The following is a 26535-nucleotide window of genomic DNA, read 5'->3' as shown; positions in this document are numbered from 1 at the left end:
TTCGCTAGATTAATAAGATATATATTTATGTTTACTCAGGCTGTATTCACCTACAGTATTACTGCTATCCAGTAGTGACATGAACATCTCATCCGCAGCATATGTGATAGTTACATCTGCTGCAAAAGCCATGTTATCCACCTTTACATTTTTATAATCCTCAGTGGCATTCAATGCATTTTCCATTACATCGCAAGCTCGCATAGCAAGAGTATTATTGCTATTCAAACTAAGAAATCCTATGAGATAGTCTTTATAACTAATTCCTGTCTCACTGGGTTTCGCTTTGCAATTTACATCCAGGAAATTTGATAGGTGCCACACATCTGATGTCCACTGGTCTAGATTTTTAATCAAAGGCACCTTGCCGCCTGAAATTAAAAGACGTACATCAAGAGTGCTTTCTATATATGCCCAAGCTGCTATGACTGCATACTTTACAGCTTCAATTATTGCTGGATTCATAGTGAATCCTGCTATGATGTCTGCTATGGCCTGAGCTTGAGCAACCATGGATGCATTACTCATGATGGTCGAAAAGTTGGCCGCTTCTCTAATGAGCAAGATTTCTTCTAGCACTGTAGCCAGCGACTGTACATCTGACTCTTTTCCTGCTATCAAATACTCAACCTCATATTTCATTCCATCATGTTTTAAATCCACGCCATAATAGCTATAGCTTGTAAGCAAATAATCTATAAACAATGCTTTATCAACCAACATATTGCCATTAGTAATTTCCATGTTTCCTGTGTTTAACGTTCTGTGTGATGGCATAGTACTTAAGTCGATTTGTACATCTGATAATTTTTCGGAATCTGCTACTGTAGACAAAAATCCTTTTTGAATAGATTCTTTCATCGCGGTAAATGCATCCAGTGGATTGTCATCCACCTCTTGTGGTTCCGGATAATCTGATGGATTTGTATCTGGATTATCATCCGCTGCCGCAGCTTGTTTTTTTGCTTGTAACGCAGCCTTCTCATTATCCAATGTTGATTTTCCATCTGATGCTTGCTGTTCTACAGAAACCTTTTCTACACCGTTTATACTCTCTGCTTTCTGCTGTACGCCAGTAATTATCTGCTCAGCCAGACCGTCCTTTGCAGCCTTCACTCCCAGCATTACCACGCCAGCCCCATTGCTATCTGTAAGCAACGAATAATTGGCAGCACTACACGATTCCGGTATGAGTCTTGCATAATTACTGCCATATTCCATGTTTGCATTGTATGTACAATATTCCAGTATTTTTTGCTCCAATGTGGCCGGTCCAACATTTCCACTTCCATATCCCAAGTCCACCGCAAGAATTCTATAATTCGTCCAAAGATACGGATTATATTCTGAGAAACCACTCTCCACCGCCATGTCAGTGTATTCCTGGCTAAAATCCTGTAATTCGTATATACGAATACACTCGCCCATGGTAAAAATTAGAGTCATAACCGAAACCATTACCAGAGCAACAAATACTGTTAAAGAACCCTTAGCCACTATACCTTCTTAGCCTGCTCATTGATTGTTTTGAAAATGCTCTCAACCAACGAGTTGAGCTGTTCTTTGAAAATAAGCACGATTCCGATTAAAACGACCAAAATCAATATCATCTCTACTGTTCCAATTCCATCTTCTTCTGTAAGGAAATCTTTAATCTTTTGTTTAAGCATTAAATAATACATTCTTTACCTCTTTCTATATATTCATTTGCATAATCGCAGGCACAACCAAAATTACAATTACAATAAAAAGCATGCCTGCCATTGGAATCAAAAGCTTCGTTGAAGCTTCCTCTCCAGCTTTTATAGCTCTTTGCTTTCGCATTTCAAAAGCATATTTTTCTTCTTTTTCTAAGCAGCTTATTAGGTCTGCTGAGCCCTTCCTCAAGTTCTGCGCAAGTAGCATAGCAAGTTTTCTATACTCCTTGCTTTCACTATTCATTCCCAGGTCCTCAAGGGCTGCCACCTCTCCTAAGCCGTCACACATTTTGCGGTAGGTCACGGATATATCTTCATACCCTGGGCGGAATAATCCCGATTTCTTTTTCAGGTTATATCTTGCGATTATTCTCTCCAAAGCCTTCCTAAGACTCATACCTGCTCCCATCAAAATGGATAGCTCACTGACTATCATTGGATAATCTTTTTCTTTCTCTTCTATTTCTAATTGCTTAGCCTTTTTCTCATCCTTCTTTTTCCCAAGGTGAATTCCAATTACCGTGACAATCCCTAGGATTATGACCTGCAATCCGCGGTAATTCATCTTCCTTTTCCAAGATAGCTCTATATTTTCCACTTCCGTTGGAAGGACCATAATATCTTTATCACGTGTTGTAGAATCTACATTTTTTACAGCTTTCTCGATTGCCTCCAACTGACCATCCAATGTCTGTGTGCTTTTGTGACATACAAATACCGAAAAGCTATAAAGCTCCGTCCACTCCTCGTAACTCAGTTGAGCTACAAGATTTACAACTTCACCCTCTTCAGGAATTTCTGCGGTTCTAAGCTTGCCATCGTTTGATATCAACCCGTACTTATCAAAAGTCCAATAGGCATCTATCATCCCATCGCAATAGCTTGATTTCAGATTTAGGTCATAGCAAACCTCATTTGCAGATTTGTTCTTTCCCAGATAAGTAGCTTCTATTTCTTCTATAGCTTGGCTAATCTTTGTAGATATCTCTTTATCTGAAAGGCTCTGATCAGATACCTCTACCGACAATTCTTTATTCTGATCTAAAAAATTTAGCTCTAAATCTTCTGTTGTATTCCCTGTGCCTGCAGCACTTCTTTTTATAGTTCCATCAAAGTTTATTCTTGTTTCCAAATAGTCATGTACAAGCAGCCCTATCCCTAAAGCTAGACACACAACTATAATTTCTATCAATTGCTTTGAGGTTAAATCATGATTCTTTTGCAAGACACCCACCTCCCTATTTTTAGACCTTAATATCAATTATCTTTTTTCCTAACATAATCAAAAATCCGTATGCAATCAGGCACGCTGTCATTATGAATACGCCTGCCAAATTTCCATACAATGGGGCAACAAATCCCTTTGAAGTAAGTGTTATGTAGGCAAGAATTCCTATTGGCATAACGCACATTACTTTTAGTTCCAATCGCTTTTCTGTTGTGATTGTTTCTATATCCTGTTTAACAGCCAAATTGTCTTCTATCTTCATGGCTGTTTCCCTGATATTCTTTCCATAGTCACCACCACTTCGCTTCGCAAATGCGATAATCTCAGCCAAGCTTATAGCCTCTTCCAAACCTACCGACATAGCAAATTCCATAAATGCTTTTTCCAGCTGGACATTCATAGAGATTTTTTGATTCATCACGTGTGCATATGGCAGCAAAACAGAATCATTGGGATACAGTCTTTTCAGCTCATTTTCTGCCTGCTTTATACCTCGTTCTAAGGAATATCCTGTCTGAAGTCCTTGCACTATTAAAATCATGAATTCCTTAAACTCTACAAGCATTCTCGCTTTTCTTTTTTCCCTCCGCTCTACTCGATTTAGGTGAATCCAAAACGGAACTACACCTACACCAATCAAAAGCGCCACAAGGGATTTATAAAACAGAAAAGCTATTACACATGTAAGCCCTATTCCTTGAAATAGGGGCACGATATCATCCTTCTTTAGCTTTAGATCTGCATTCCATTTGCCACTAGCTTGTCTTGGTTTATTAGGCTTCCTACCTTTTCCCATTGGCCCACTATCCTTCCATTTACTTCTTCTATCTCTTTGAATCTATACAGTGGATTCAATTGAATTTCATTATTCTCAAGCCCTAACACTTCTGTAATTTCTAGCAGTTTTCTACTTTTATCTCGTAGTCTTCCAAGCTGAACTATAATGTCAATTCCCGATGCAATCTGCTGCCTAATAGCAGGCAACGGAATCTCTGCTCCCATCAACACCATAGTCTCCAAGCGTGACAACATATCCTTACATGAATTGCTATGACCAGTTGAACAACTTCCATCGTGACCGGTGTTGAAGGCTTGAAGCATTTCAAGAGCTTCTGCACCTCTGCACTCACCAACAATGATTCTGTCCGGACGCATTCTAAGAGAGGATTTGAGCAAATCCCTGATAGTAATTTCATTCTTACCTTCCAGGTTTGCATTTCGCGCCTCCAGACGAACCAGGTTGTCTACATTTTTCAGCTGAAGCTCTGCGGAATCTTCTATAGTGATTACTCTTTCATCACTAGGTATAAATTCACCTAGAGCATTCAAAAATGATGTCTTACCACTGCCTGTTCCACCTGACACAAATATGTTGTATCCGCTTGCCACCAGCTTTCGTAAAAGTTCTACCTGCTCCTCCGAAATAGAACCAAAAGATTTCAATCTTTCCATGTTCATTTGCTCTTTTGGAAACTTTCGAATTGAAAGAATGCTGTAGTCTACAGCCGCAGGTTTCAACACAATATTCACACGTGATCCATCAGAAAGTCTGGTGTCTACGATTGGGTTTGACTCATTAACAATCTTGTTACTTTGAGCAACGATATTTTGAATAATGTCATTCAATTTCTCTTCCGAGGAGAATTTTTCACTGCAATGAACCACTCGGCCCTTCTTTTCTATGAAGATATTCTCCGGGCCATTAATCATTATTTCCGTTATCTCTTCGTCGTTTAACAAGTCCTCCAGAACATCCAATTTACGCAGAGAATTAAAGACATGATTTTCAATCTTTTTCCTTTCTGATAGCGAAATTGGCCTGTTCTTTCCTTTTTCGATTATGATATTTTTTATTAAAGTTAATATTTCTTCATCAGACACATCCATCGATAAATCAAGTGCATTCATTACCTCCTGACGTATCTCTTTTTCTAAATCATCTGTAACACTCAACTGCATTTTTGACCTTCGTACTAATTAGCTTTTTTACAAACACGCCTAAATTGCCCTGCATCAACTCCTGAATCTGGTATGTACCATCAGTCAGATTTCCTGCAGACATAGGAAGTATCACGCTCTCCCTATCTACTTCTGCATTTATTCGCTCAAGATATTCCATAAATGCTTCCTGGCCCTTTTTGAAGTAATCTCCCGGTTTTCCTAAAACATAAAGGTGTTCGAACCTTTGTAGGATTGATATGAATCCGTTTATTGTTCTTCCAAATAAAACTACAATCACGTCATAATCTGATTTGGCAAGAACATCAAACAGCAAATTCCATGTTTCTGCCTCAATCTCACAGAGCTCATTTGGATTTCTAAATGGCTGAATAAAATCAAATCCCATAAAGTTTCTTACATATGTATTTATGTCAAAATCACTTACGCTTGTATTGATTTCGTATAGAAGATCTAGAAGATTTCTTTCCATTTCACTGCCGATTAAATCCGGCATTATCGATATCTCTTCTAAATCCAAGAACAGAACTTTCCCACCTGTCCTGTATCCCTGACCCAGCGCCATTGAAAATGGCAGCTGCAATTCATGATCAACAGGAGAATACACTCCTATAAACTTTGAATTTCCATTAGACTTTTTTATACTAGCGCTTACACCTTTTTGTTTTCGCAACTCAGTTATTTTTCCCAAGACGTTGTCGATAGATTGATATTTATATATGTAATCTTCATCTTCCACATCCGGTTCTTCACATAAGAAGTATTTGCGTTTTACTTCTCCCTTAGGTCTAAACTCGGAAACTTCTTTAAAATCCTCAGACATAATCGCTACATCATAGCAACCCTCATCGGAAAAGAAGCTTTCTGTTGTTGTAAAAATATGAATGCTGGCATCCACATTAGACATAAGATATGAAGCAAACTTTAATATGTAATCTTCACAACAATCACATAAGGCAACTTCCAAATTTCTCATGGTAACTCCTCCATTATTTCTCTTGTTCATTTATACTGCAGTAAAAAAAACGCAGTCGTTATATAAAAAGAATAATGAAGCTTTCTTCTTATTAATTGCCCTTCATATATACTCACAATGACAATCGCGATCCCAGCAAGAATCACAGAAGTGATCATCGTATTTACGGTAATGTCTGCACCCACCAGTGTTGCCATTACAGAAAACAATTTGATGTCACCAGCGCCAAGCTGTTTACCAAAAATATACAGCAGCGATAAACATGCTATTGGCCACATTGCTTTCATAAGGAAGTATGCAATTCCTATCCATCCATAGCTCAACAGGTTCACATAAATTCCTGCTAAGTAACCCAGGATGATTAGTTGATTTGGAATCCTGTACGACCTGGCATCAAACAGCGATGCCGACGTCAAAATGCTCCAGATCAAAAACGTACTCGTCTTTTTCACCTCCTGTCGACGCAACAGTATGCCACTGATCCTGGAATTCGTCTAACGCGTTTGACGCTATGAAATTCGATTGTATATTTTTCACAAACTTTTTCTTTATACAAAAACACAAAAAATGAGACCCTAGCGAACTAGAGCCTCATTTATTATTTACTACTGTTATGCCCAAAATCCTCTTCTTGCCTGGTTACCCATAACACTTTCATTCAAAGAATTTTTTCCATAAGTTATTCCTGCCATAATATGTTGTGTATTTTGCATAATCGGTGCGGACGTATCTTCCTTTGCCAACTGGTCAAAGGCATCTCCTAACTCATCCATCACCTTTTTTGCTTCTAATAATCCGTCAGAGTTTGCCTTGTATATGGACTTGGATACATTTCGCTGTACATAATCGTAAAGCGCGTACAGATTTCCACTTACCTTGTATTCAAAATTTAAATCTTTCTGGAGGTGACTTACAACCTCTGCACACTTTTTCAGTGCTGCGATTGCTTCTGTCACTTGGCCAGCTTCAAAATTGTCCAGCGCATCTGTTTCATATTCTTCATATATATCATAAAGAATTGAAATCAATCCACATCCATTGCTGGAAGCTATTTTCAGGGTAAAAGCTGAAATCTTATCTCTGTTCATTTATTTCACTCCTATAAAGGCAAATTTGGTCTAAATTCTGTCGTCGCCCTTGGGGCTCCTGACACTAACAAGTCATCGCAAGCTCGACTTTTAGTGTCACCTTATTGAAGCAACTGTAATGCAAGTTGTGGTAACTCATTTGCCTGCGCAAGTGCAGATGTACCTGCCTGCTCCAATACGTTGAGCTTTGTGTACTCAACCATTGTTGTTGCCATATCAGCATCCTCTACTCGAGAGATAGCTGATGTCATATTCTCTTCTGTTGTATCAAGAGATTTTGTTGTATGCTCAAGTCGGTTCTCATATGCACCAAGCTGAGATCTGACTGAAGTCACATAATTGAGAGCTGTGTCGAGAGAATCAAGTGCATCCTCTGGACCATTCACTCTTGTTACACTAAGGTCATCGATATACATGAACTCTGTTGTAACTGCTGCAATTCTTACTTCCATGTTTTGGTTCTTATTTGCACCAACATGGAGTGTCATTGAGCCGATGTCTGTAACGTTGAATTCTATTCCTCCAACGTAACTTGCTTCTGCAAGGAAAGATAATTCAAATCCATCTACATCTGTAACAGTAATGTGATTTCCATCATATCCTGTAGTTGCCTGTGGCCCAAACATTGATGGTGATTCCTTTTTCAATTCAACAACAGCATCATCACCTACATTATGGATAATTGCACCTTCTGTAATCTGGCCCTCAGGGAATCCTAATGCTACGGCAAATTCCTTTGAAGAAAATTCAAGCTTCAAATCTGCCTTTGCACCATATTTCAACGAATAGATTGCAATGTTCTCATCTGGATTTGAAATTGTTGCACTACCTTTTTCACAAGCATCTCGCATAGCTTCATATACCGCTTCACGAGACATTCCTTCCGTGAATTCAACGCCATATCCGTTAATATTCATTGTTCCAGCCATTGAAAGTGCTGTAGCTGTTGCACCTCCCAGTAACGGATTAACTCCACCTGCTGTTCCGCGAGTTGCAGCTGATGTTATATTCAATGTATATAATCCTGCTGGAACTGTGTTTGAAGTTTGCATACGAGTTGCATGCTCAGCATAAGTTCTATTATCAAGTGAACCATTTAATAGGTTAATTGTATTGAACTCTGTTGTTTCTGCTACTCTATCAATCTCCTCTAAAAGAGAATCTATTTCTTTTTGAATTGTCTCACGTTCTGAATCTGAGTTTGTGCCATTTGCAGCTTGAACCGAAAGCTCTCTCATACGCTGAATCATATCTGTTACTTCATTAAGAGCACCTTCAGCTGTTTGAAGTACTGAAATTCCATCGCTACTGTTTGTTGAAGCTTTACCTAATCCATCAATCTGTGCCTGCATTTTGCCCGCAATAGCTATACCAGATGGGTCATCTGATGCATGATTGATGTTAAATCCTGAACTTAACTTTTCCATTACATCTGCAAGGGAACTTTCTGTACCAAGAAGTTGGTTGTTGGTAATCACCGCTGACATGTTATTGTTAATTCTCATAGTTGCCTCCTAAATAGCCGTAATAAAAGCAAGTCTAGCATCCGTGCGGTGTATTTGAAATTGTTAGGTCTTCCATGTCCTTACACATTTAATATCGGACGAGCCCCCTTAAACTTAACCCAATATATGCAACTTTTCAGGTATAAAAAATGCAAGACCTTGTATTTCAAGGCCTTGCATTCTATAGTTTCTCACTATTCATTTTTTATGGTTTCTATTTAAAACAATTCTGCAATTACATTTATGTAGCCACGGGCAATGCTGTAGAGGGCCTGTGTCTGGATTTCGTCCTGGCTAGCTGCGCCGGAAACGCCAGCTGCTGCTAGTCCCTCATAATTTCCCTGCTCCATATTATAGATGTCAGCTGCGCTGAGTCCGAAGGACTGTGTGAAGCTGAAGCTAAAAGCGTAGCCTGTTTCTTCCTGCATAATCTGTGCAATCATAGGAGCTTGGCTGGCAAACATTTCTCGCATCTGAGCAGTTTCACATTCTACTGATGCGCTGACTGAGCCTGCTTCATAGCGGAATGTTGTGGACACAGTACCTGTAGTCTGCAAATGAAGTGCCATTTGAATGAGACCTGATTCACCGTCACCACGGACAATTTTCAGGTTCATATTGCCAGCTTCATCAGCAACCATAATAGGGATATGATATGTTTCCCCTGTGCGAGCCATTTCTGACATAACCTTTGTCTGCTGCACAACGAGCTTCATACCATCCATATCTACAGTGCGGACATCCTCCGTTTCAATCATGGTTTTCATGACATTCTCAGCTAGGGTTCCTAGAGCTTCCTGGGCCTCTGCCATTTCCTCAGGTGTATGGCAAGCCTCAGCAAAACGAGAGTATGCTAATTCAATAATGTCATCCACATCCATGCTTTCAAGGGCTCCAAAAGTAGTGGCTGCTCTGCCAGTTGCTTTAGAGAATAAATCCTTGAACACTTGGCCATTGTTTTCAACCATTGCCTCCACTGCTGCAATCATGTTTGCAGAATGAGGTAAGTTGTATTCATCTAATATAGAAGAAACTTTTGCATCCTCTGCAATAGTTGTCTTTAGCTGTTCTGTCACATAATTGTTGTAGGCAGCTTCAGCCTGCTCGTCGGAAGTATCTTCCATTGCGGTTGCAAACTGGTCTACATTCATTTCCATGATTTGCTCTTCGCCGAAGACATGCATCTTTGCAGGAGTCATAGCTTCCTTAGCGTCGCGACAACGGTTTGTAAGGAAGACTTTCTCGATCTGTTCTGTAATAGAAAGATCCTTCACAACCATCTCGTCCAGCTGACCAAACTTGTCGTCTATTTCATACTCTTTGCCTGTGTGCTTGCTAGAGCGAACAGCAGTCATAAGGTTTCGTAATGTCACCTCTGTGCCCTGACTTATCAACGCACCTATGGCTGCACCATCAGACTTTTCCACTTGATGAAGAAGTCTGTACACACCCACGTATGCGTCTCTCTCTGCTTCAGAGATTTCCGCGTTGTGCTCGGCCTTCCAAAGGAACTTTGCGAAGCTTTCTTCATCAGATGTGCTACCCATTTCAGCCTTAATGCTTTCTGCTTTTGCCTTAAGACTTTCCATAGTCATATCAAGAGGATTCTCTCCTCGCTTAATCATTTCTGCAACAACAGCTGGTGTCATGCTCTTGAATGTGCGAGCCACCATTTCTGTAGAAGCCTTCATTGTAGTAACCGACTCTGCTGTAATTTCCATTTTGTTGTAGGCAAGTACACGGACTGCCTTCTGACTGGCTTCTGTTGCCTCGATATCAAGGTCTGCCAATATGTCATCCACATTCTGGAATGCCTTGTTCATGCTGTCACCAAGGTCTGTTCTAACCTCTGTTCCAACAGATTCATAGGTCATTTCCATGCGAGAGTATTCCGCTGTAACTGAAACGCTGACTTCATGGACATATGAAAATGTCTCTGCATTGATATTTGAAAATCTTCCAAGCATGGCAGCTGGCGCAGACTGGATGTCTGCCATCTCGTTCATTACCTGCTTGAACAGATTTACATTTGCATTTGTTGCTTCGTTATTTTCTGCCTTCATAAGAATCTGAAGGAGATTTGTTTCCTGTAATTTCAGCTTATCAAGGAGATCAGACAGGTCACTTGTATTAACAGTTATGCCATTTTTCATCATTGTAAATGTGGCCTCAACTGTCATTGTGAGCTGGATTTCTGTAAGCTGGCGCTGAGCAGTAATAGATGAAAGTGAGCTTGCATCCATTCCCATGACTTCTTCAAAAGTTTTCTTGGCCTGGTCCATAAGAGAGTAGCCAGGGATAAGATATGCATCTGTTGGCTCTTTGCCTTCTGCTACAATATCATCTATCGCATTTACGATATTTTCTTCAGATGGTTTTTCGTACTCGCCAAGCTCAACCATGTACTCAAGATGTTCCTTTGTGATTGGAACATCTTGCTTGAGCATGGTTGCCACAGTATCTTTCAATTCCTGTGGTGTCATTGGTTTCTGCGCAGACTCGGTTAATTCACCTTCGACTTGTTCTATAAGTGAATCTAGTTTATCTCCTAAATCTTCAAGAAGACTGATTATGTCTTCGTCGGTTGGCTCTGCTGTGCCCTTTGGGCCTGTTGGAGCCGAATATGTGGCGTTGTAGATATTGGTGATGGTTGGCTCAAGCTCATTCTTTACAAGATATGCCTGAGCTTCCACTGGCAAAGTATCAGATAGGCCACGAGTCATTTCAACTGCCTGTGCCACTGAGCCGGTCATTGCTTGGATCTCATCCTGATCAAGGCCTCCCATTTTGCTGATGTCTTTTCCAGCTTTTGCAAGATTCATTTTGATTTCGTCCACAACTGTGACGAGAGCCTCTGGCTCCATGTCCATTGGATTATGTCCATCCTCGCGAGCTTTTGCTGTGGCTTCCTCGTCCCAGCCGCGCTCGATATTCTTAACCTTATCAACTGTAGACATGCCAAGAGCTGATGCCTCATTTACCTCCTTGGTAAAATCTTCATCAGTCATTTTTCCTCTATTATCATAGAATGCGTTGTCTACTGAAAGTGTTCTTAATTCTGTATTAAAATTTGCTTTGTTATCGTCCTTGATACCGCTGGTGCCTACGCCAAATCCCTGGTCCGAAGCACCTTCTGTTTTGATGTAATCCGTTACCTTGAGTCCTTCAATTTGCATATAGTTCCTCCGCGGTAGTTTTTCTTACATTCTTTATTTCGGATGAGTTGTAAAAAAAATTAATGCCGAGGAATTTTCCTCGGCATCTAATCTATATTATGAACAATTTACACTCATTGCTACGTTGGGCACCGGCTGGCTGACGCCCTTGTAATTATCGTAAACATTTTTTAAATCCGCTGCCAGAAAACCTGGAAAACAAGCACAAAGTGTATCGAAATCCATGCCACAGCTACACATTGCCTCTACGGCTCTCAAATCCTGTTCCTTCATACCGGTACCTCCCATTACATATCTAGATACAATATCTAGCACTAACTTGAATATTAGTATAACAATATCTTGTGAAAAAACAATGTTATTTTTCATAACCAAATCAATAAAAAAGCTCCCATACCTGGGAGCCTGTTGGCAATCACATTATGAACAATTAGCTTCTTTTATCATCATGTTTTCCACGTTGATTACTCTATAATCTGAATAACCTGTGTTTTCTGTTGTCTTCTTGTAACCTGGAAAGCATTTGCAAATTGAATCAAAATCCATTTCATTCTCTAATAATAATTGTAATGCCCTTAAGTCTTGTACTTTCATGTCTCGTCTTTCTTCCTCCCCGTAGTTTCTTCCCTCCGAAGAACTATTACGGGAGCTAGTTTAACAATAGAATGTGAAAAAGCTATGACCAAACTTTTTAAAATTTATGATTCTTTTAACGTAATTGCCGTGCTTCTATGGAAAGTCCACCAGTATCTCTTTTTCAAGATACTTTCTCATTCCGCTCCATGATTTTTCTATTGCCATAGTTCTCCCCATTTTATCTGTACGTATAAACCTTATATGCATTTCCCTGAATTTTTTCTACTCTTACTAAGCCATTCCAGGTATCATCCGTCCAATCTGATTTCATAAACATAATGCCTTCTAAATCATCAAAACCTGATTGCCAAAAAATGATATTTGTATCCCTGTTTTCGATGTATAATATTTTTGTGCTAGGCATTTCTTCAACCTTGCACTCTTCCACAGTTTCCCCTTCTGCATATAGGACGATTTTATGCCCATCCAGCTTTGCTGTATCAAATTCCTTATCTAGCAAAATACTGTAGATAGGAACTAATTCATTTATCTCTTCTGTATCATTATTAGAATGTACAACTTTACAATAAAATCCACCCATCAAAGCTATAATAATTGTTATTATCAACAGCTTCCTATAATTAGGTACCTTATTTATCATTACTCCTCCGATTGTTTCTCTGTATATAGGTTAATCTCTGCTTCGCAATCCAATTGTTAAGTGAAAAATTCTAGTTTATCGTTTTCACTTAAAAAATAGGCGAGCAGTTAAGTGAATATAAGAATTCTTTAAATAAACTTAAATTAAGTTAAATAATTTTAAGCAATGTTAAGTGGATTTCGTGATGGTTGATTTTCACTTAACAAATTGTGTTCTACTCTTAAGTTTATTTTTATCGCTGCAGAATAAACTTAACTGGCCAAGAATTTTTGCTATAAAAGTTAAGTGGAAACGTATTTATTATTAATTCACTTAACAGCAAGTTGTGATTTTAAGTGGAAGTTGCTCAATTTTCAAATCCACTTAACTTTCTTTCCACTTTTATATAAGTGAATTTTGAAAACGAGCAAATAAACTTAATATCCTAGTAAAATAATTATTTTTCTACTCCATCTGCAAGATACCATGATACTGGAGCCCATATAATTCTACGCTCATATGTTATATTTACATCAGAAACCCAAGCTTTAGGCGTATTCTTCATCTCCCTCGCATCCCCATCGCTTTAAATCTTTCTTTAGTTCCTGTTCTGCATATCTTGCATATTCTCTAAGATCTTTCTTCCCGATTTCAAAAGCACAATCTATTTTTCCATGAACTTCCTCTGAACTCCAGATAGCTTCCTCAGGAGACATACCACCAAGATTTGTTTCAGAAGTAATTAATATTACATTCGCATAACCCAGAAAGGCCATTAAATCCATGTAGATTTTTTTATCCACTTCTGAACATGGCTCATGCAAGAATAGTAAAATCTTATTAGATCTCTTAAATAAGCGTGGCTTGCCGTTAGTCTTTTTGATATAAATTCTATTTAAATATTTGAAGAAATTCTCTGCTGCTGTGTAATCAACAACTCGGCCTAGTTTAATTGGTATGCATGGTTCCGATTCCAGCTCACTCCTACCAATGTATTGCATACATTCATTGCCCAAACAAGCAATTTTTCCATTTTCTCTAAACATTAGTAAACAGCATTTTTCTTCATGTATGGACCTTGTCTTATAATCATAAATCCTTACGTCTGCTGCTGAATCAAATTTTCCCATTACAAATCGTCTCCTGTTTCATGTGTTTAGTAATCCAATTGTTAAGTGAAAAATTGCATTTTATAGATTTCACTTAAAAACTGGGCGAGCAGTTAAGTGAATATATAAAATTTAAAAATAAACTTAAAGTAAGTTAAATAATTTTAGATAAAGTTAAGTGAATTTTTTAATGGTTGATTTTCACTTAACAAATCGCGTGCTGCTCTTAAGTTAATTTCTATCTCTGCAGAATAAACTTAACTGGCCCAATATTTCTGCTATAAAAGTTAAGTGGAAACGTATTTATTATTAATTCACTTAACAGCAAGTTGTGATTTTAAGTGGAAGTATCTCAATTTTCAAATCCACTTAACTTTCTTCCCACTTTTATATAAGTGAATTTTGAAAATGAGCAAATAAACTTAATATCCTAGTAAAACATGTTTTTCCGTAGCATTTTTCCTTCTCCCTTAGACATTAGGAAGCATGCTCTCAAATACAAGCGATACTAATATCATCCCGATAGAAATAACAGGTGCAATTAAGACTAATACATAGCTTATTACTTGTTTTATCTTATTGCTTGCTAGTTTGACTGTTCCAAAAATACCACAGGGAACTGTAACAAAACACGTAGCAACCCCAGTAAGACCAAACCACATTGATAAAAATAGATTTCTCTCATATGAACTAAAAACCCAGTTGCTATCAAAGGTCTTCATACTGTCATGAATTAATGTTAAGCTGACTACAATTATCACTAGCCCAATCCAATACCCTGAAATCTTTGAAAACACTCTAGTTATCTTCATTTCCTTTTTCATTACTCCTCCGTCTTCTTGTTCGTATATACGTTAATCTCTACGCCGGAGTACATGCCTTCTGGTTGTACCCAGAAAGTGTACCAGCCCTTTTCTGTTTCATAGGTGTAGTAATCCAATTGAACGTAGCCGTTGTCGAAAGAGTTGTCGCTCTTTGTAAGTGTGCCGTACTTTTCTTGAAGATCTTCAAGTGTGGCTTCGAACTCAACTCCCTGGGCAATCTTAAATGGATAATCCTGGTATTCGTTGAAGCCAAAAATTGTTGCGCGGACGTACTGCACAGGGATGTCACCTAATTTAGCTTCTTCGCCTGTGTTGTTTATTACAAGGAAATTCATTTTGCTATATTCATTTCCTAAATAGTATCCGGAAAATTCGTACTGCTCATCAGGTTGAACAATGGTATCTGCGCTATCGTCAAAAATGAATCCCAACTCTAACAACTGCTGATAAGTTGTTGGCAGCTGAATAACTGTGTTGTCAATCTGGATTGTGAAATCATCCAGGCTGTCTGAGAGGGCCAACTCAGGGAGGCCTGTATACTCTGCACCAGGACGATACTTGTCTGTCTTCGCTTTGATAGTCATCGCCTGAGCGTAGCTGTAGTTTGAGCCGTCCTCCTTAAGAGTGGTGTAGTATTGGTCCATGTTTTGCTGTCCGTTTAAAACAGATACAAATAAAACGAATGAGCTGACCTTGCCGTCTTCTTCTGTGATGCAGATTTTGCTCTTGTTGTCGCTGTCATCTGAGATATAAAGCAAGATTGAATCTGTCATGTCATCGTTTTCAATTTCGAATTTATCAATAACATCCTTGGCATCTTCCATGTCCATTCCGGACTTTATATCACCTGGAAGTGATACTTCTACATCTCCCAATGTGGCGGTGTCAATATAATCTACAAATCCGTACTGCACATCAGTGTAGCCTTCTGAAATAGCTTCGGTAGTGACTTTGATGGTCTTTCTGTTTCGGGTAAGCTTGATGGTGTCGTCTCTGTTTACGTCCAGCTCAGAAGGAGCATCCTTTATTTCCCAGCCGTTGTCTGTAAGCTGCTTGATAGTAAATGGGACGTGATACAAATCACCATCGATTTCTATGTTGCCACTTGCTGGATTCTCACCAAGCTCAATTGGAGCAATGTAGCCTTGCACAAATTCAGGAGCTTTTCCCTCCAGGGATTTTGTATCTACCTCCTCAGGCATTTCATCAAAATATGTAGAGTAGGCTTCGCCTGTCAATTCCATATCATAATCGATTGCATATGCGCCATCATAATATGCAGCCATCCCAACGAAGGCCTGCTGCAGCACAACTCGGTATCCTACGCGAGATGCATCGCCACAATCCCCCTGTCCAACATGACACATATATCCAGTCACATAGTTGTCGCCGTAATCGTCGAAGCTATCAAATTCCTGCTGAATCATTTTGGCAACAGGCACTGCATGCATCAAATACTGATTGAACTCTAAATCACCTGCGCAGTAGCTGGCCGCCAGAATCGACTCAGCTGTGCCCAGGTTGTAAGCTCGCTCATATGCTTTTGTATAATCTTCCTCAACCAATGCACTCGCCGCCTCTATCGCAGCATCCCCATCCTTTGCATTGTTTTCATCGAGGTATTTTTTTACTGTTTTTATATCCTCTGCTGTTGAGCTGGTTCCACCAATCTGCTGCCAATCCAGGCCCTGGCCTTGAACCTCCACAGCAGTTGTTGCCAACAGCCATCTTACTAAATCATTACTCACATTGCTTTCCGTGCAATCTGAAAATGAATCATCCACTAATGGTATATCCACTAACTCCTTTTTATCGATTTCAGCCGCTTCTTCCTTTTTTGCATTTTCCTTGGCAGCTTTGAGGGCTTCACCTGGGATAGTGGTAAATTCGCAACCCGCAAGAAGCACCGCCGACATAGACAGAGCCGTTAACACTACCATTTTCTTTTTCATAAAATATCCTCCGCGCATTATACAATTCTATTGCAATTGTTCTATTATCTCTTCCTCTGAATATTCTCCATATAATTCTTCAAAAGCGCAAGAATTATATTCCTCAACTCTTTTCTTTAATTCTTCAGGTGATAGTTGCTCATCAGTGTAATTATTATAATTTACGGTTTCTTCCTCGTAATAACAATCTTCTGAGTATGTAGTTACAAGCTTGTTGTTTTCTATTTTCATGAGTGTATAGCCGTATGTTTCCATGTCATGTCCAAAGTATCTAAGACTATTTTTATAAGGTACATATTCGTAATTCACGCATCCACCTACACCATATGCACAGCATTCCATAGGCTCTGTCACTGTGCTATTAGAAAAGCTATAGACGCTTATCCAGTATCCTGTATCATCAACAAGAAGTTCGGGTATATCATCTTCATCTATATAAACCAAACTATACTTCAAATCTAATGATTCATTTTCTATTTGGTTAAACGCCACAATTGCCTTGTATGCATCACTATATGAACTGATTTCACCATTAACAAGTCCATTTGTAAGCGTATTTATAATATCCTCTGCAGAATAATCATCAGATAATTCTTTTTCTACATATGATTCTATATCATCATCATTTACAAAATAACACGTATCCTCTTCGTATTCGCGCACACAACCTCTGTAGAGCCAGAAATCCTTTTTTTCATGATTGTAACCAACAAAAACAATATCAACGTTTCCATCAAAATTATAATCACATGTTTCTATTTCTGTTATTTGCTCTGGGAATATAAAATTAAAATCACACTTCTTTTCACCATCAATTAGGTATTCTACTCTCTGATCTGAGCTGCCATTGTATTGAGGTATGATTAATTCGATTTCACCATCAACTAATTTAGACTCTAGTTTGACCCTTGATTCACTAGCACTCTCTTTGCTCCATATAGATTCTATTTCCTTTGTTTCTTCTGAACTTTCTTCTTCTCCCTGCTCAAACTTTGTCAAAATGTCTTTGGTATCTGCGTCGGCACCTGTACTATCTTGTGAACAAGCCGTAATGCTAATGGCGCATGCAAGGCTTGCCGCAAGCACTACTCTTTTTGTAATTATATTAATGCTTCTTTTCATACTATTTTTTCTCCCTGTTGCTAAATGTCTCCACCTCAAACTCTTCCCTGGTTCCATTGAAGACATTTACATCAATGTATCTTTCTTCACCTTCGTATCCATTTAGTACTGTTCGATTTGAATACTGCCAAAATGTCCATTTTACATCTTTTGGAACCTTTGAGTAGACGCTTCGATACCATAAATCACAATCATCAAAATAGCCATTTACTATTGTGTCATAACTATTTTTTGTGACATAAAGCACAGGCTTCAATCCATATTCTTCTTCCAGAATATCCACCATCTCTCTTAAATCTTTCCGAACAGCATCAACATCGATATCATCGACGCCTTTTTTATCTCCGTAGTATTCAACATCGATAACAGGTGGAAGCATACCTTCTGTCATACTTACATTTTTACAATAATTTTCAGCCTGTTTTTTCCCAGATGATTCGAAACTAAAAAAATGATATGCACCAACTCTAATGCCTGTTTTCAAAGCATTATTAAAGTTTGCATCATAGTATTCATCAACATGTGATGAACCTTCCGTAGCTTTTATATACGCAAAACTTATGTCTTGCTCTATAAGTTGATTCCAATCAATAGCCCCCTGATATTTCGATACATCTACACCAACTACTGGGTACTCTTCTCTACTTGGATTATTGAAATGTATTATCCCCATATAGAGCATTGAAGCTATTAGGATAAGAATTATACAAATAACTATCGGGATTATTATGTATTTCTTTTTTATATGAATGTTTTTCAATCAACTCCCCCTGTATTACACTTACTCTCAATATCGTATATACGTTATTATATTACTTTACTCATTTAGTAGTATTGTAATACTCTTCATTCCTGCTTTCAAGGGATAATTATAAGATTTTAAATAAAAAAATCGGCCTCCTAGGAGTCCGATTTTCTCCACTAAAATTACACTATTTTACATCCCGTACATAATAAACATCTATCCATTCTGTAGTATTTTCAGGATAATATAACAATATCATCCCCTCATCTACCAATGTTATAATATTAACGCAAGCATCACTATAAATACTGATACTATCCCCAGTGCTATTGCTGTCCCAATTTTATTTCTTTTAACAATTATTTTGTCCATTTCTTTATCCTAAAACTGTAGCCCACCAATGATATCAAATCTTTGTCCAAGCTGAAGCGTCCAACTGGTAATCCTGGATTTGGGACTTCAGTTCCTGCTCAAATTTTTCCTTTGATACTTCGTTTCCATCAATTAAAAATTCAGGACACTTAATTGACTCATCGCCGTTGTTATCTTCTCTTACAAAAAGCTCTGTGATTGGCTCCGTCTCGCCTGTCGCATCGTACTTGAAGATGGTGTAGGTTATAGAACCACCATAGTTGTACTCCTCAACCATGCTCCCATTATCAAGAGGATAATCAAAACATGTCTGCTCTAAACTATCGCTAAACCAGCACACCACTTTGTTATCTTCCACATGAAAAACAGAAGAAAATCCCTCTGGCTGATTCTCCATCTGGATTATCATCTCCTCTTTTCCATCTCCATCTAAATCCAGCAATGTATACTCATAAGTAAACTCATCGCTCCGAAAGTCCGGAATATACCATTCCTCCTGCTGGCCGTCCTTAAGAACCGATGTATCTCCCAGCGCAAACTTTGTCAAAATGTCTTTGGTATCTGCGTCGGCACCTGTACTATCTTGTGAACAAGCCGTAATGCTAATGGCACATGCAAGGCTTGCCGCAAGCACTGCTCTTTTTGTAATTATACTGATGCTTCTTTTCATAAATCTATCTCCTCCGCCTTTTCTTCAAAAAGTAGGGCCCCTGCCTCACCACAAATCAATGACTCTATATTAATTATGTCGTCTATTTACTTATTTAGTAGTATTGTAATACTCTTTATTGCAGCTTTCAAGGGATAATTGTTAGAATTTTTAGTGAAAAAATAAAGCTGCCTCAATTGAGACAGCTTTACTGTTATTGAACTAAATATTTAAGTTTCTGTAATTCGGTAAGCTCTGCGTCACCGTATCTTTCTTTAACCTTTTTAATTAAGTCGTCCTGTGTTTTAACATTAAACTCAATCATGGTTGTTCCATATGCGCTGACAATTACCTGTGCCTGAGGTATGTATAATCTACCGTACTCAGCATAATCCAAAAATCCATATGAATTCAAATCAATTATGTACATATCTGTATAATTGAAAATAGATAATTGATTCTTTTCCTCATCATAAATGGTATATGACAAGTCATTAATCTGGTTGTTCATCAGGAACACATTCTTATCCTGTTGTCTATCGTATATGCGGAAATACAAATCATCTCCCTGTAAATACAACAGATTATTATCCTTTGAAAATTCCACGTAAGAATAGTCATCACCATAATATTCAATGGTATTTTCAGCTTCTTTTGTATCCCAGTTATAAACTCTCAAATAGCCATCTTCTGTGATGACAGCAATTATATTGTCATCCTGACTTGTTTGAATATCATTTACTTTGTAATCCTCGAAAATTGGTTTCGACTTTCCTGAGATGGCATTAACCTTGTATGCTTTGCCATAAACATCTATACCATATACCGTTCTTCCGTCATTTGACACAGCAATGTTCCAGAAATTGAAATCAACCTCTCCACTGTATATTATTTTTCGAGCTTGTGTATCGATTACATAAAATTCCTTATCATCACCATAAGCAACATATTTCAAATTTGTAGATATTGCATAATCAGTACTAATAAGATCTTCTTCTGATATTTTGACTTCCTCAGTCTTTTTATCGCTAACTGAATAATATATTACAGCCCCACTATAAGTTGGGAAGATGATTGTATCTTCATCTATATAATACAATTTTCCGTATCGCCCACCGTCGATATCAATGGTTCCAATTTCTTCGCCGGTAGCTGTTTCGAAGACTCTACAGGTGTATGCATTTGAGGCTGCATCGTTGCTAGTCTGCAATACATATGTGTCCCCGGAAGGGCTCATCGCTGCTCCACCATAGAAGCCGGAATCCATCTCCGTTTTCGCAACATAATCTTCATCTGCGTTAAATTTCAAAACAGTAAGATTTGGACTTCTGAATCCTGATGATACAAACACACCATTTTTTATATCAAACTGAACTAACGAGCTTGCAACATCGACTATTAAATCGTCTTTCACCTCGCCAGTCAGTGCATCGTAGTAAGCAAACTTTCCATCATAAGTACCTACGAAAATCAATTGTGTAGTTCCACTCATCATGAAGTTTTCAATGTATGAGTTAGTAGTGAATGAGCTAACCTCTTCTCCAGTATCCAAATCAAGTGTAAACATTTTCTTTGAAGTATTAACAAATAACTGGCGATACTCTACTCCGTTTGTCTCAACTATTCTACTTCCTATTTTTGTATAGCTAGAATCAAGGGCGTCACCGTTGTGTTCAAAATCTCTCGACCATTTCACTTCACCAGTTTTTGAATCGCACTTGATAAGATGCATTGGAGTGTCTTCAAATGTAGTGATAGCATCATAGCTCATGCTGACTACTGCAAAATCTCCGTCCTTTGTAGGAGCGATATCAAGTATTGCACCACCTTCTACTGGGACATCGATAATTGTATCTGTTTTAAGATTGATAACAGAAGCGTAGTTTTGATCCTCGTCGTTACCTGGCAAGTGTTCAACATACAGGGTGTCTCCATCCTTATTGAACATCATAACCGCGCCATAGCTCACTCCTGTCTGATTCTCATATTTCTTTAAAGACTCACCAGTTGTGGCATCCACAACTTCTATAAAATCGGACCTTTCATAGGTTTCTTCGTCATAGTGAGAAGACTTTATAGCCACATACTTTCCAAAGTCATCTACTTTTGCAAATGTGATGCCATCCTCAGGCGCATATTCATACTGAAGTTCACCCTGGTCATTATAGCCACGAAGATAATAATCTGACGCAACAACAGCAATATCTCCTGCGAACCCTACGGCCTTAATTCTGTCATCTTCCTCTTCAACAACATCAACCGGCTTTTTAAAAGTGCATTCACCGTTATCCAAATTCCAGATATAAATCTTGTTATTGTTATCTACTGATATGACTCTGTTGCCATCTTCATTAATGGCAAAATCAGAAATATTTACATCGTGATTCAGCTTTAAATCATGCTCCAGATTTAATCCTAGATTATAAGTACCAAGGGCCTGAGACAATGCAAACACTGGGTCTGTCACATATGGGCGGCCGTTTTCTTCGGTACCGATTCCTTCCATTGCAACTAAGGCTGCTGTTTTGGCATCGCCATCTTCTAACACATCAAGTGATGTAGCTGCAATTACTCTTGCTTCATTTACAAGCTTCTGCTGGTACTCTTCGTTTATCTTTGCAAGGTTGTAAGCTGTGTATCCGCCAAACGCTACTGCAAGGGCTGCGATAGATGCAGCGATTCCAACGTTTCGGCGCATCTGGCGCTCTCTATGACGCTGCTTTAAATCGTCATAATCTACATGCAAAATAGAAGCAGCCAGACGAAGTGTCTCTGTTTTTAGCTTCTTCTTTACCTCTTTCTTGCTTTTACCTCTAACATCTGCTGCAAGAGGCTCCACAAGATTACCATTTTCATCTGTCAAAAGCTGTGGTGGAAATGAATCTGCTGGTTCTCCATCTACAAGCACTGCTAAGATATTCTCACGGCCATGCATCTCAATGAAGGTGTCGATTTCCTTCATTACCCAATATGAATCTTTTGTCTGTGGAGAACAAATGACAACTAGAAAGGCTGCTTCTCTAAGAGCCGCCTCAATATTAGAGCCCAGGTCGCTTCCGATTGGAAGCTCCTCCTGGTCTCTGAAAACTCTATCTATCTTTTTTCTGCCAATTTCCTTCTGAATCTTTCTAGGAATCTTGGTTGTCTCGAGAGCCTTGTGCACTCTCTTTGCCACAAACATATCCCGCTCCAAATGTCTGTAGCTAATAAATGCATCGTATTTCATAATCATTCTTCCCTTTTATTATCTATAACTCTGTTCTGCCGTCTAACGCTCGAAGCAATGTGACCTCGTCGATGTACTCCAGGTTTCCGCCAACTGGAACACCGGAGGCAATTCGGCTCACCTTGATGCCTGTTGGTTTAATCAGCTTGCTGATGTAGGCCGCTGTGGTTTCACCTTCCAATGATGAGTTGGTGGCGATGATGACCTCCTCTACATCTGTCTGCTGCAAGCGTACCATCAATTCCTTTAGCTTTATATCTCCTGGGCCTATGCCCGCCATTGGGGAGATTGCTCCGTGAAGCACATGGTAAACGCCCTCGAATTTGCCTGTCTTTTCATAGGCCGCCAAATCCCTGGTATCCTCCACAACCATAATGATGTTTTGGTTGCGCTTTGGGTTGGAGCAGATTGGGCAAAGCTCATCGTCAGTAAGTGTGAAACACTGCTTGCAATATCTCACATTTTTCCTGGCCTGCACGATTGCATTGGCCAAATCGTTAACCTTTTCCTCATCCATCCCTAATATATGGAAAGCCAGCCTTTGGGCTGACTTACTTCCAATACTAGGCAAATCACTTAGCTCCGCTATTAAGTTGCTAATTTCTTTGCTGTAATATTCCATCTATTAAAATCCTAGTCCACCTGGCATCTTTGGCATAGATGCTGCTGTGATTTCATCAATCTTGTGAAGTGCTTCGTTTGTAGCTGCCATAACAAGGTCTTCAAGCATCTCTACATCATCTGGATCTACTGCTTCTGGATCGATGTGTACCTTTGTGATTTCCTTTGAACCTGTAACTGTAACTTCAACAACACCGCCACCGGCTGTGCCTGTAACTTCTGTCTCCTCAAGCTTTGCCTGAGCCTCTTCCATCTGGCGTTGCATACGCTGTGCCTGCTTCATAAGGTTGGCCATATTGGCTCCACCCATTGCTCCTCCTGGAAATCCGCCTCTTCCTTTTCCCATATTTAAATCCTCCTATTACTCTGGGTCAGTTTCAATTTCTATACCTAATCCCGCGAAGTAGTCTCTTACGTCTGTCTTTGTGTTCTGTGAACTAACACCGCTGGAATTAATCTCTACTTTAATGGTTACTGTCTTGTGAATCATGCCTTCGATTGCTGCCACGATTTCATCCAGCACTTCTGGGCGATTAACAAAATCTCCTGCCATACGCTCGGAACCTGCTGGCTGGTCAAATATCAGCACAAGCTCACCCAAGTCGTTAGTTGTGACTGTAGTAACCTCTTTCAAATACATTTTTATATTAGGTGCCACCTTGCCAAGCACTGCGTTCCAGTTGCTTGCCACCTGCTTTACCTCTTCTTTTACTGCTGCTGGTAATGGCTCCTTTTTTACAGGAGCTGCACTGGGTGTGGCGCCTTGTGCCTGAGGTGCTGCCATCACTACTGGCACTCCCTCTTCCACCTTTTTCTCAAGGTTTGCCATTCGATTGTTGAGCGCTGAAATATCCTGCTCCATCTGTGGCTTGCAAAGCTTTATCAGGGCTATCTCTATCAATACTCGCTTTTGGCTGGCGTACTTGATATCGTTAGAAAGTGCTGACAGAACTTGAATGTATCTCATTAATATCTCTATGTCAACCATCTGGGCTTCTTCTTTTAGAAGTGCCAGGTTGTCAGAAGACATTTCAAGCACATCTTCCATATCATCTGAGCTCTTGATAAGCATCAGGTTTCGTAAATACCATGTGAAGTCATTTACGAACTGATTCAAATCGCGACCCTGTGTGATGATTTCCTCAAGGATGCCAATGCACTGGGTGATTTCGCCATTAATGATATGACGAAGCAATCTTGAGAACACCTCTGTATCAATGGCACCAAGTACCTTTAACACATTGTCATATGTAAGGGTCTGACCAATGTAAAATGCGATACACTGATCCAGCAAACTAAGGCCATCACGCATTGAACCATCTGCAGCCTTTGCGATGTAACGCAAGGCTTTTTCCTCTACCTGCACGCCTTCCTTATCCATCAGCTCCTGCAAACGAGCAGCGATTGTGTCAATGGAAATACGATGGAAGTCGTAACGCTGGCATCGGCTAAGGATTGTGATTGGAATCTTGTGCACTTCTGTTGTGGCCAAAATAAACACAACATAAGAAGGTGGCTCCTCCAAAGTTTTCAGCAAGGCATTGAAAGCACCGGTACTAAGCATATGTACCTCATCGATGATGTATACCTTGTATTTTCCTTCTGTGGGAGGGTATGCCACCTCCTCAACAATCTGTCTGATGCTGTCTACACCGTTGTTTGATGCAGCATCCATTTCTATTACGTTCATGGAATTGCCGGCTGTGATTGATTTACACATGGCACATTCCATACAAGGGCAACCATTCTGTGGGTTCTCGCAGTTGATTGTACGGGCGAGAATCTTGGCGATAGTTGTTTTACCTGTTCCTCTTGTTCCTGTAAAAAGATATGCATGTCCTATACGGTCACTTTTTATTTGGTTTTGAAGAGTTGTAACGATATGGTCCTGTCCTTTTACATCGTCAAATGTCTGCGGACGGAACTTTCTGTATAATGCCATATAAGACATGTCAATTACCTACCTATTATTTATTAGCCTGGCTTAGTCGCCGAAGCTTATTCCGATTCGTTTCGCTTCCTCTATCATCTGGCAATCTGGCTCAACTACCTTGAGCTTGCCTGCTACCTTTTCAAGTGGGATGCGCTTTGTCTTGCCATCTACCATTGCAATCATGTTGCCAAAATCGCCATCCATGATAGCCTGGGCTGCTGCAGAACCAAGGCGTGTGCAAAGCACTCTATCATATGGATCTGGGCTTCCGCCTCGCTGCATATGACCTGGAACTGTAACACGAACTTCGATTCCTGTTTCCTTCTGGATGCGGTCTGCAATCTCGTAAGAAACTGATGGATACTTCGAAGTCTCAAGCTTCTTTTTGTAATCCTTCTTTGAAAGCTTTGCATCTTCTTTGGAAATTGCACCCTCGGCAACTGCAAGAATTGTGAAGCCCTTGCCTTCTTCCGCACGATGATTGATGGCCTTAATGACCTTCTTGATATCGTATGGAATCTCTGGAAGCAGGATGATATCTGCACCTGATGCAACACCAGCATAAAGGGTGAGCCAACCAACCTTGTGGCCCATTACCTCTACGATAAACACACGGCTGTGTGATGATGCTGTGGTGTGGATGCAGTCGATTGTGTTACATGCAATGTCGATTGCACTCTGGAATCCGAATGTCACATCTGTTCCAAAGATATCGTTATCGATTGTCTTTGGAAGATGAATGATATTTAATCCTTCCTCGCGAAGGAGGTTTGCTGTCTTCTGAGTACCGTTTCCACCAAGGATAACCAGGCAATTAAGATTGAGCTTGTAGTAGTTTGACTTCATAGCCTCTACCTTATCAAGTCCATTCTCATCTGGCTCACGCATAAGCTTGAATGGCTGACGGCTTGAGCCCAAGATTGTTCCTCCTCGTGTAAGGATTCCTGAAAAGTCCTGGCTAGTAAGAAGTCTGTAGTCCCCATAAATCAAACCCTTGTAGCCATTGAAGAAGCCGTACACCTCCAGGTCCTTTACATTTGCAGCAAGTCCCTTTACAACACCACGCATTGCAGCGTTCAGTGCCTGGCAATCTCCACCACTTGTAAGCATTCCGATTCTCAACATAAAAACCTCCTC

24 protein-coding genes are annotated in these 26535 nt (G+C 39.5%); all 24 read right to left on the bottom strand.

The features are described 5' to 3' along the window. Window positions 1–9: 9 nt before the first annotated feature. The 24 genes from BO15_RS0104195 to BO15_RS0104090 all read right to left on the bottom strand — a co-directional run bounded on the left by BO15_RS0104195 (window position 10) and on the right by BO15_RS0104090 (window position 26523). Window positions 10–1497 (bottom strand): DUF5702 domain-containing protein, encoded by a 1488-nt coding sequence (locus BO15_RS0104195; RefSeq protein ID WP_033152684.1) that lies wholly within the window; start codon window positions 1495–1497, stop codon window positions 10–12. Continuing rightward, window positions 1497–1682 (bottom strand): Flp1 family type IVb pilin, encoded by a 186-nt coding sequence (locus BO15_RS0104190; protein ID WP_081828553.1) that lies wholly within the window; start codon window positions 1680–1682, stop codon window positions 1497–1499. The genes BO15_RS0104195 and BO15_RS0104190 overlap by 1 nt, the downstream gene beginning before the upstream one ends. 13 nt (window positions 1683–1695) lie before the next feature. Beyond that, window positions 1696–2958, bottom strand: coding sequence for a type II secretion system F family protein (locus BO15_RS0104185; protein WP_033152682.1), 1263 nt, complete (start codon window positions 2956–2958; stop codon window positions 1696–1698). Next, complete coding sequence (locus BO15_RS0104180; RefSeq protein WP_033152681.1) at window positions 2942–3721, bottom strand: type II secretion system F family protein; 780 nt, start codon at window positions 3719–3721, stop codon at window positions 2942–2944. Before BO15_RS0104180 ends, BO15_RS0104185 begins: the two co-directional genes overlap by 17 nt. After that, a complete protein-coding gene (locus tag BO15_RS0104175; RefSeq protein WP_033152680.1) occupies window positions 3658–4884 on the bottom strand; it encodes a CpaF family protein in 1227 nt (408 codons plus the stop codon). The genes BO15_RS0104180 and BO15_RS0104175 overlap by 64 nt, the downstream gene beginning before the upstream one ends. Further along, the gene (locus BO15_RS0104170; RefSeq protein WP_033152678.1) at window positions 4862–5860 is read right to left on the bottom strand and encodes a hypothetical protein; all 999 of its coding nucleotides are present in this window, start codon (window positions 5858–5860) and stop codon (window positions 4862–4864) included. Before BO15_RS0104170 ends, BO15_RS0104175 begins: the two co-directional genes overlap by 23 nt. Before the next feature lie 26 nt (window positions 5861–5886). Then, a complete protein-coding gene (locus BO15_RS13050) occupies window positions 5887–6312 on the bottom strand; it encodes a prepilin peptidase (protein WP_167541205.1) in 426 nt (141 codons plus the stop codon). Window positions 6313–6471: 159 nt separating this feature from the next. Next, a complete protein-coding gene (locus BO15_RS0104160; RefSeq protein ID WP_033152677.1) occupies window positions 6472–6948 on the bottom strand; it encodes a flagellar protein FliS in 477 nt (158 codons plus the stop codon). A 101-nt stretch (window positions 6949–7049) separates the two neighbouring features. Further along, window positions 7050–8453, bottom strand: a complete 1404-nt coding sequence (locus tag BO15_RS0104155; RefSeq protein ID WP_033152675.1) for a flagellin — start codon at window positions 8451–8453, stop codon at window positions 7050–7052. A gap of 218 nt (window positions 8454–8671) precedes the next feature. Continuing rightward, complete coding sequence (locus BO15_RS0104150; RefSeq protein WP_033152673.1) at window positions 8672–11629, bottom strand: DUF6240 domain-containing protein; 2958 nt, start codon at window positions 11627–11629, stop codon at window positions 8672–8674. A 96-nt stretch (window positions 11630–11725) separates the two neighbouring features. Then, entirely contained in the window at window positions 11726–11902 is a 177-nt protein-coding gene (locus tag BO15_RS13625; protein WP_157752314.1) for a hypothetical protein, read from the bottom strand. A 147-nt stretch (window positions 11903–12049) separates the two neighbouring features. Beyond that, window positions 12050–12223, bottom strand: coding sequence for a hypothetical protein (locus BO15_RS13620; RefSeq protein WP_157752313.1), 174 nt, complete (start codon window positions 12221–12223; stop codon window positions 12050–12052). Window positions 12224–12443: 220 nt separating this feature from the next. Further along, the gene (locus BO15_RS0104145) at window positions 12444–12866 is read right to left on the bottom strand and encodes a hypothetical protein (RefSeq protein WP_033152671.1); all 423 of its coding nucleotides are present in this window, start codon (window positions 12864–12866) and stop codon (window positions 12444–12446) included. A 527-nt stretch (window positions 12867–13393) separates the two neighbouring features. Continuing rightward, window positions 13394–13975: a rod shape-determining protein gene (locus BO15_RS0104140; RefSeq protein ID WP_033152669.1), complete on the bottom strand. Its 582-nt coding sequence runs from the start codon at window positions 13973–13975 to the stop codon at window positions 13394–13396. Between the two features lie 449 nt (window positions 13976–14424). Further along, on the bottom strand, window positions 14425–14778 hold the full coding sequence (locus tag BO15_RS0104135; RefSeq protein WP_033152667.1) for a hypothetical protein: 354 nt from the start codon (window positions 14776–14778) through the stop codon (window positions 14425–14427). Further along, window positions 14778–16730 carry a DUF1266 domain-containing protein gene (locus BO15_RS0104130; RefSeq protein WP_033152665.1) on the bottom strand — a complete coding sequence of 651 codons (1953 nt, stop codon included), beginning with the start codon at window positions 16728–16730 and terminating at the stop codon, window positions 14778–14780. The genes BO15_RS0104135 and BO15_RS0104130 overlap by 1 nt, the downstream gene beginning before the upstream one ends. Before the next feature lie 27 nt (window positions 16731–16757). Beyond that, a complete protein-coding gene (locus tag BO15_RS0104125; protein WP_033152663.1) occupies window positions 16758–17852 on the bottom strand; it encodes a hypothetical protein in 1095 nt (364 codons plus the stop codon). A 1-nt stretch (window position 17853) separates the two neighbouring features. Further along, window positions 17854–18525: a GH25 family lysozyme gene (locus BO15_RS0104120; RefSeq protein ID WP_207641074.1), complete on the bottom strand. Its 672-nt coding sequence runs from the start codon at window positions 18523–18525 to the stop codon at window positions 17854–17856. Between the two features lie 478 nt (window positions 18526–19003). Continuing rightward, window positions 19004–19639 (bottom strand): hypothetical protein, encoded by a 636-nt coding sequence (locus BO15_RS13045; protein ID WP_052169759.1) that lies wholly within the window; start codon window positions 19637–19639, stop codon window positions 19004–19006. A gap of 193 nt (window positions 19640–19832) precedes the next feature. Continuing rightward, complete coding sequence (locus tag BO15_RS0104110) at window positions 19833–22844, bottom strand: toll/interleukin-1 receptor domain-containing protein (protein ID WP_033152661.1); 3012 nt, start codon at window positions 22842–22844, stop codon at window positions 19833–19835. A gap of 22 nt (window positions 22845–22866) precedes the next feature. After that, complete coding sequence (recR, locus tag BO15_RS0104105) at window positions 22867–23466, bottom strand: recombination mediator RecR (RefSeq protein WP_033152660.1); 600 nt, start codon at window positions 23464–23466, stop codon at window positions 22867–22869. Between the two features lie 3 nt (window positions 23467–23469). Next, window positions 23470–23811 (bottom strand): YbaB/EbfC family nucleoid-associated protein, encoded by a 342-nt coding sequence (locus tag BO15_RS0104100; protein WP_028243206.1) that lies wholly within the window; start codon window positions 23809–23811, stop codon window positions 23470–23472. A gap of 15 nt (window positions 23812–23826) precedes the next feature. After that, window positions 23827–25416 carry a DNA polymerase III subunit gamma/tau gene (dnaX, locus tag BO15_RS0104095; RefSeq protein WP_033152657.1) on the bottom strand — a complete coding sequence of 530 codons (1590 nt, stop codon included), beginning with the start codon at window positions 25414–25416 and terminating at the stop codon, window positions 23827–23829. Between the two features lie 33 nt (window positions 25417–25449). Beyond that, window positions 25450–26523 (bottom strand): 6-phosphofructokinase, encoded by a 1074-nt coding sequence (locus BO15_RS0104090; protein WP_033152656.1) that lies wholly within the window; start codon window positions 26521–26523, stop codon window positions 25450–25452. Between the last annotated feature and the right edge of the window lie 12 nt (window positions 26524–26535).

This window comes from Pseudobutyrivibrio ruminis HUN009 (assembly GCF_000703005.1).
Lineage (GTDB): Bacteria > Bacillota > Clostridia > Lachnospirales > Lachnospiraceae > Pseudobutyrivibrio > Pseudobutyrivibrio ruminis_A.
This window is presented reverse-complemented; position numbering and strand designations above follow the sequence as displayed.

Bases quoted from the DNA above. Each gene is read 5' to 3' on its own strand.
- BO15_RS0104180 (WP_033152681.1), bottom strand. From the start codon at position 3,721: ATGGGAAAAGGTAGGAAGCCTAATAAACCAAGACAAGCTAGTGGCAAA.
- BO15_RS0104130 (WP_033152665.1), bottom strand. From the start codon at position 16,730: ATGAAAAAGAAAATGGTAGTGTTAACGGCTCTGTCTATGTCGGCGGTG.
- BO15_RS0104100 (WP_028243206.1), bottom strand. From the start codon at position 23,811: ATGGGAAAAGGAAGAGGCGGATTTCCAGGAGGAGCAATGGGTGGAGCC.
- BO15_RS0104140 (WP_033152669.1), bottom strand. From the start codon at position 13,975: ATGGGAAAATTTGATTCAGCAGCAGACGTAAGGATTTATGATTATAAG.
- BO15_RS0104110 (WP_033152661.1), bottom strand. From the start codon at position 22,844: ATGAAATACGATGCATTTATTAGCTACAGACATTTGGAGCGGGATATG.
- BO15_RS0104145 (WP_033152671.1), bottom strand. From the start codon at position 12,866: ATGATAAATAAGGTACCTAATTATAGGAAGCTGTTGATAATAACAATT.
- BO15_RS0104175 (WP_033152680.1), bottom strand. From the start codon at position 4,884: ATGCAGTTGAGTGTTACAGATGATTTAGAAAAAGAGATACGTCAGGAG.
- recR (WP_033152660.1), bottom strand. From the start codon at position 23,466: ATGGAATATTACAGCAAAGAAATTAGCAACTTAATAGCGGAGCTAAGT.
- BO15_RS0104090 (WP_033152656.1), bottom strand. From the start codon at position 26,523: ATGTTGAGAATCGGAATGCTTACAAGTGGTGGAGATTGCCAGGCACTG.
- BO15_RS0104170 (WP_033152678.1), bottom strand. From the start codon at position 5,860: ATGAGAAATTTGGAAGTTGCCTTATGTGATTGTTGTGAAGATTACATA.
- BO15_RS0104125 (WP_033152663.1), bottom strand. From the start codon at position 17,852: ATGAAAAGAAGCATTAATATAATTACAAAAAGAGTAGTGCTTGCGGCA.
- BO15_RS0104150 (WP_033152673.1), bottom strand. From the start codon at position 11,629: ATGCAAATTGAAGGACTCAAGGTAACGGATTACATCAAAACAGAAGGT.
- BO15_RS13625 (WP_157752314.1), bottom strand. From the start codon at position 11,902: ATGAAGGAACAGGATTTGAGAGCCGTAGAGGCAATGTGTAGCTGTGGC.
- BO15_RS0104135 (WP_033152667.1), bottom strand. From the start codon at position 14,778: ATGAAAAAGGAAATGAAGATAACTAGAGTGTTTTCAAAGATTTCAGGG.
- BO15_RS0104155 (WP_033152675.1), bottom strand. From the start codon at position 8,453: ATGAGAATTAACAATAACATGTCAGCGGTGATTACCAACAACCAACTT.
- BO15_RS0104160 (WP_033152677.1), bottom strand. From the start codon at position 6,948: ATGAACAGAGATAAGATTTCAGCTTTTACCCTGAAAATAGCTTCCAGC.
- BO15_RS0104120 (WP_207641074.1), bottom strand. From the start codon at position 18,525: ATGGGGATAATACATTTCAATAATCCAAGTAGAGAAGAGTACCCAGTA.
- dnaX (WP_033152657.1), bottom strand. From the start codon at position 25,416: ATGTCTTATATGGCATTATACAGAAAGTTCCGTCCGCAGACATTTGAC.
- BO15_RS0104190 (WP_081828553.1), bottom strand. From the start codon at position 1,682: ATGTATTATTTAATGCTTAAACAAAAGATTAAAGATTTCCTTACAGAA.
- BO15_RS13620 (WP_157752313.1), bottom strand. From the start codon at position 12,223: ATGAAAGTACAAGACTTAAGGGCATTACAATTATTATTAGAGAATGAA.
- BO15_RS13045 (WP_052169759.1), bottom strand. From the start codon at position 19,639: ATGAAAAGAAGCATCAGTATAATTACAAAAAGAGCAGTGCTTGCGGCA.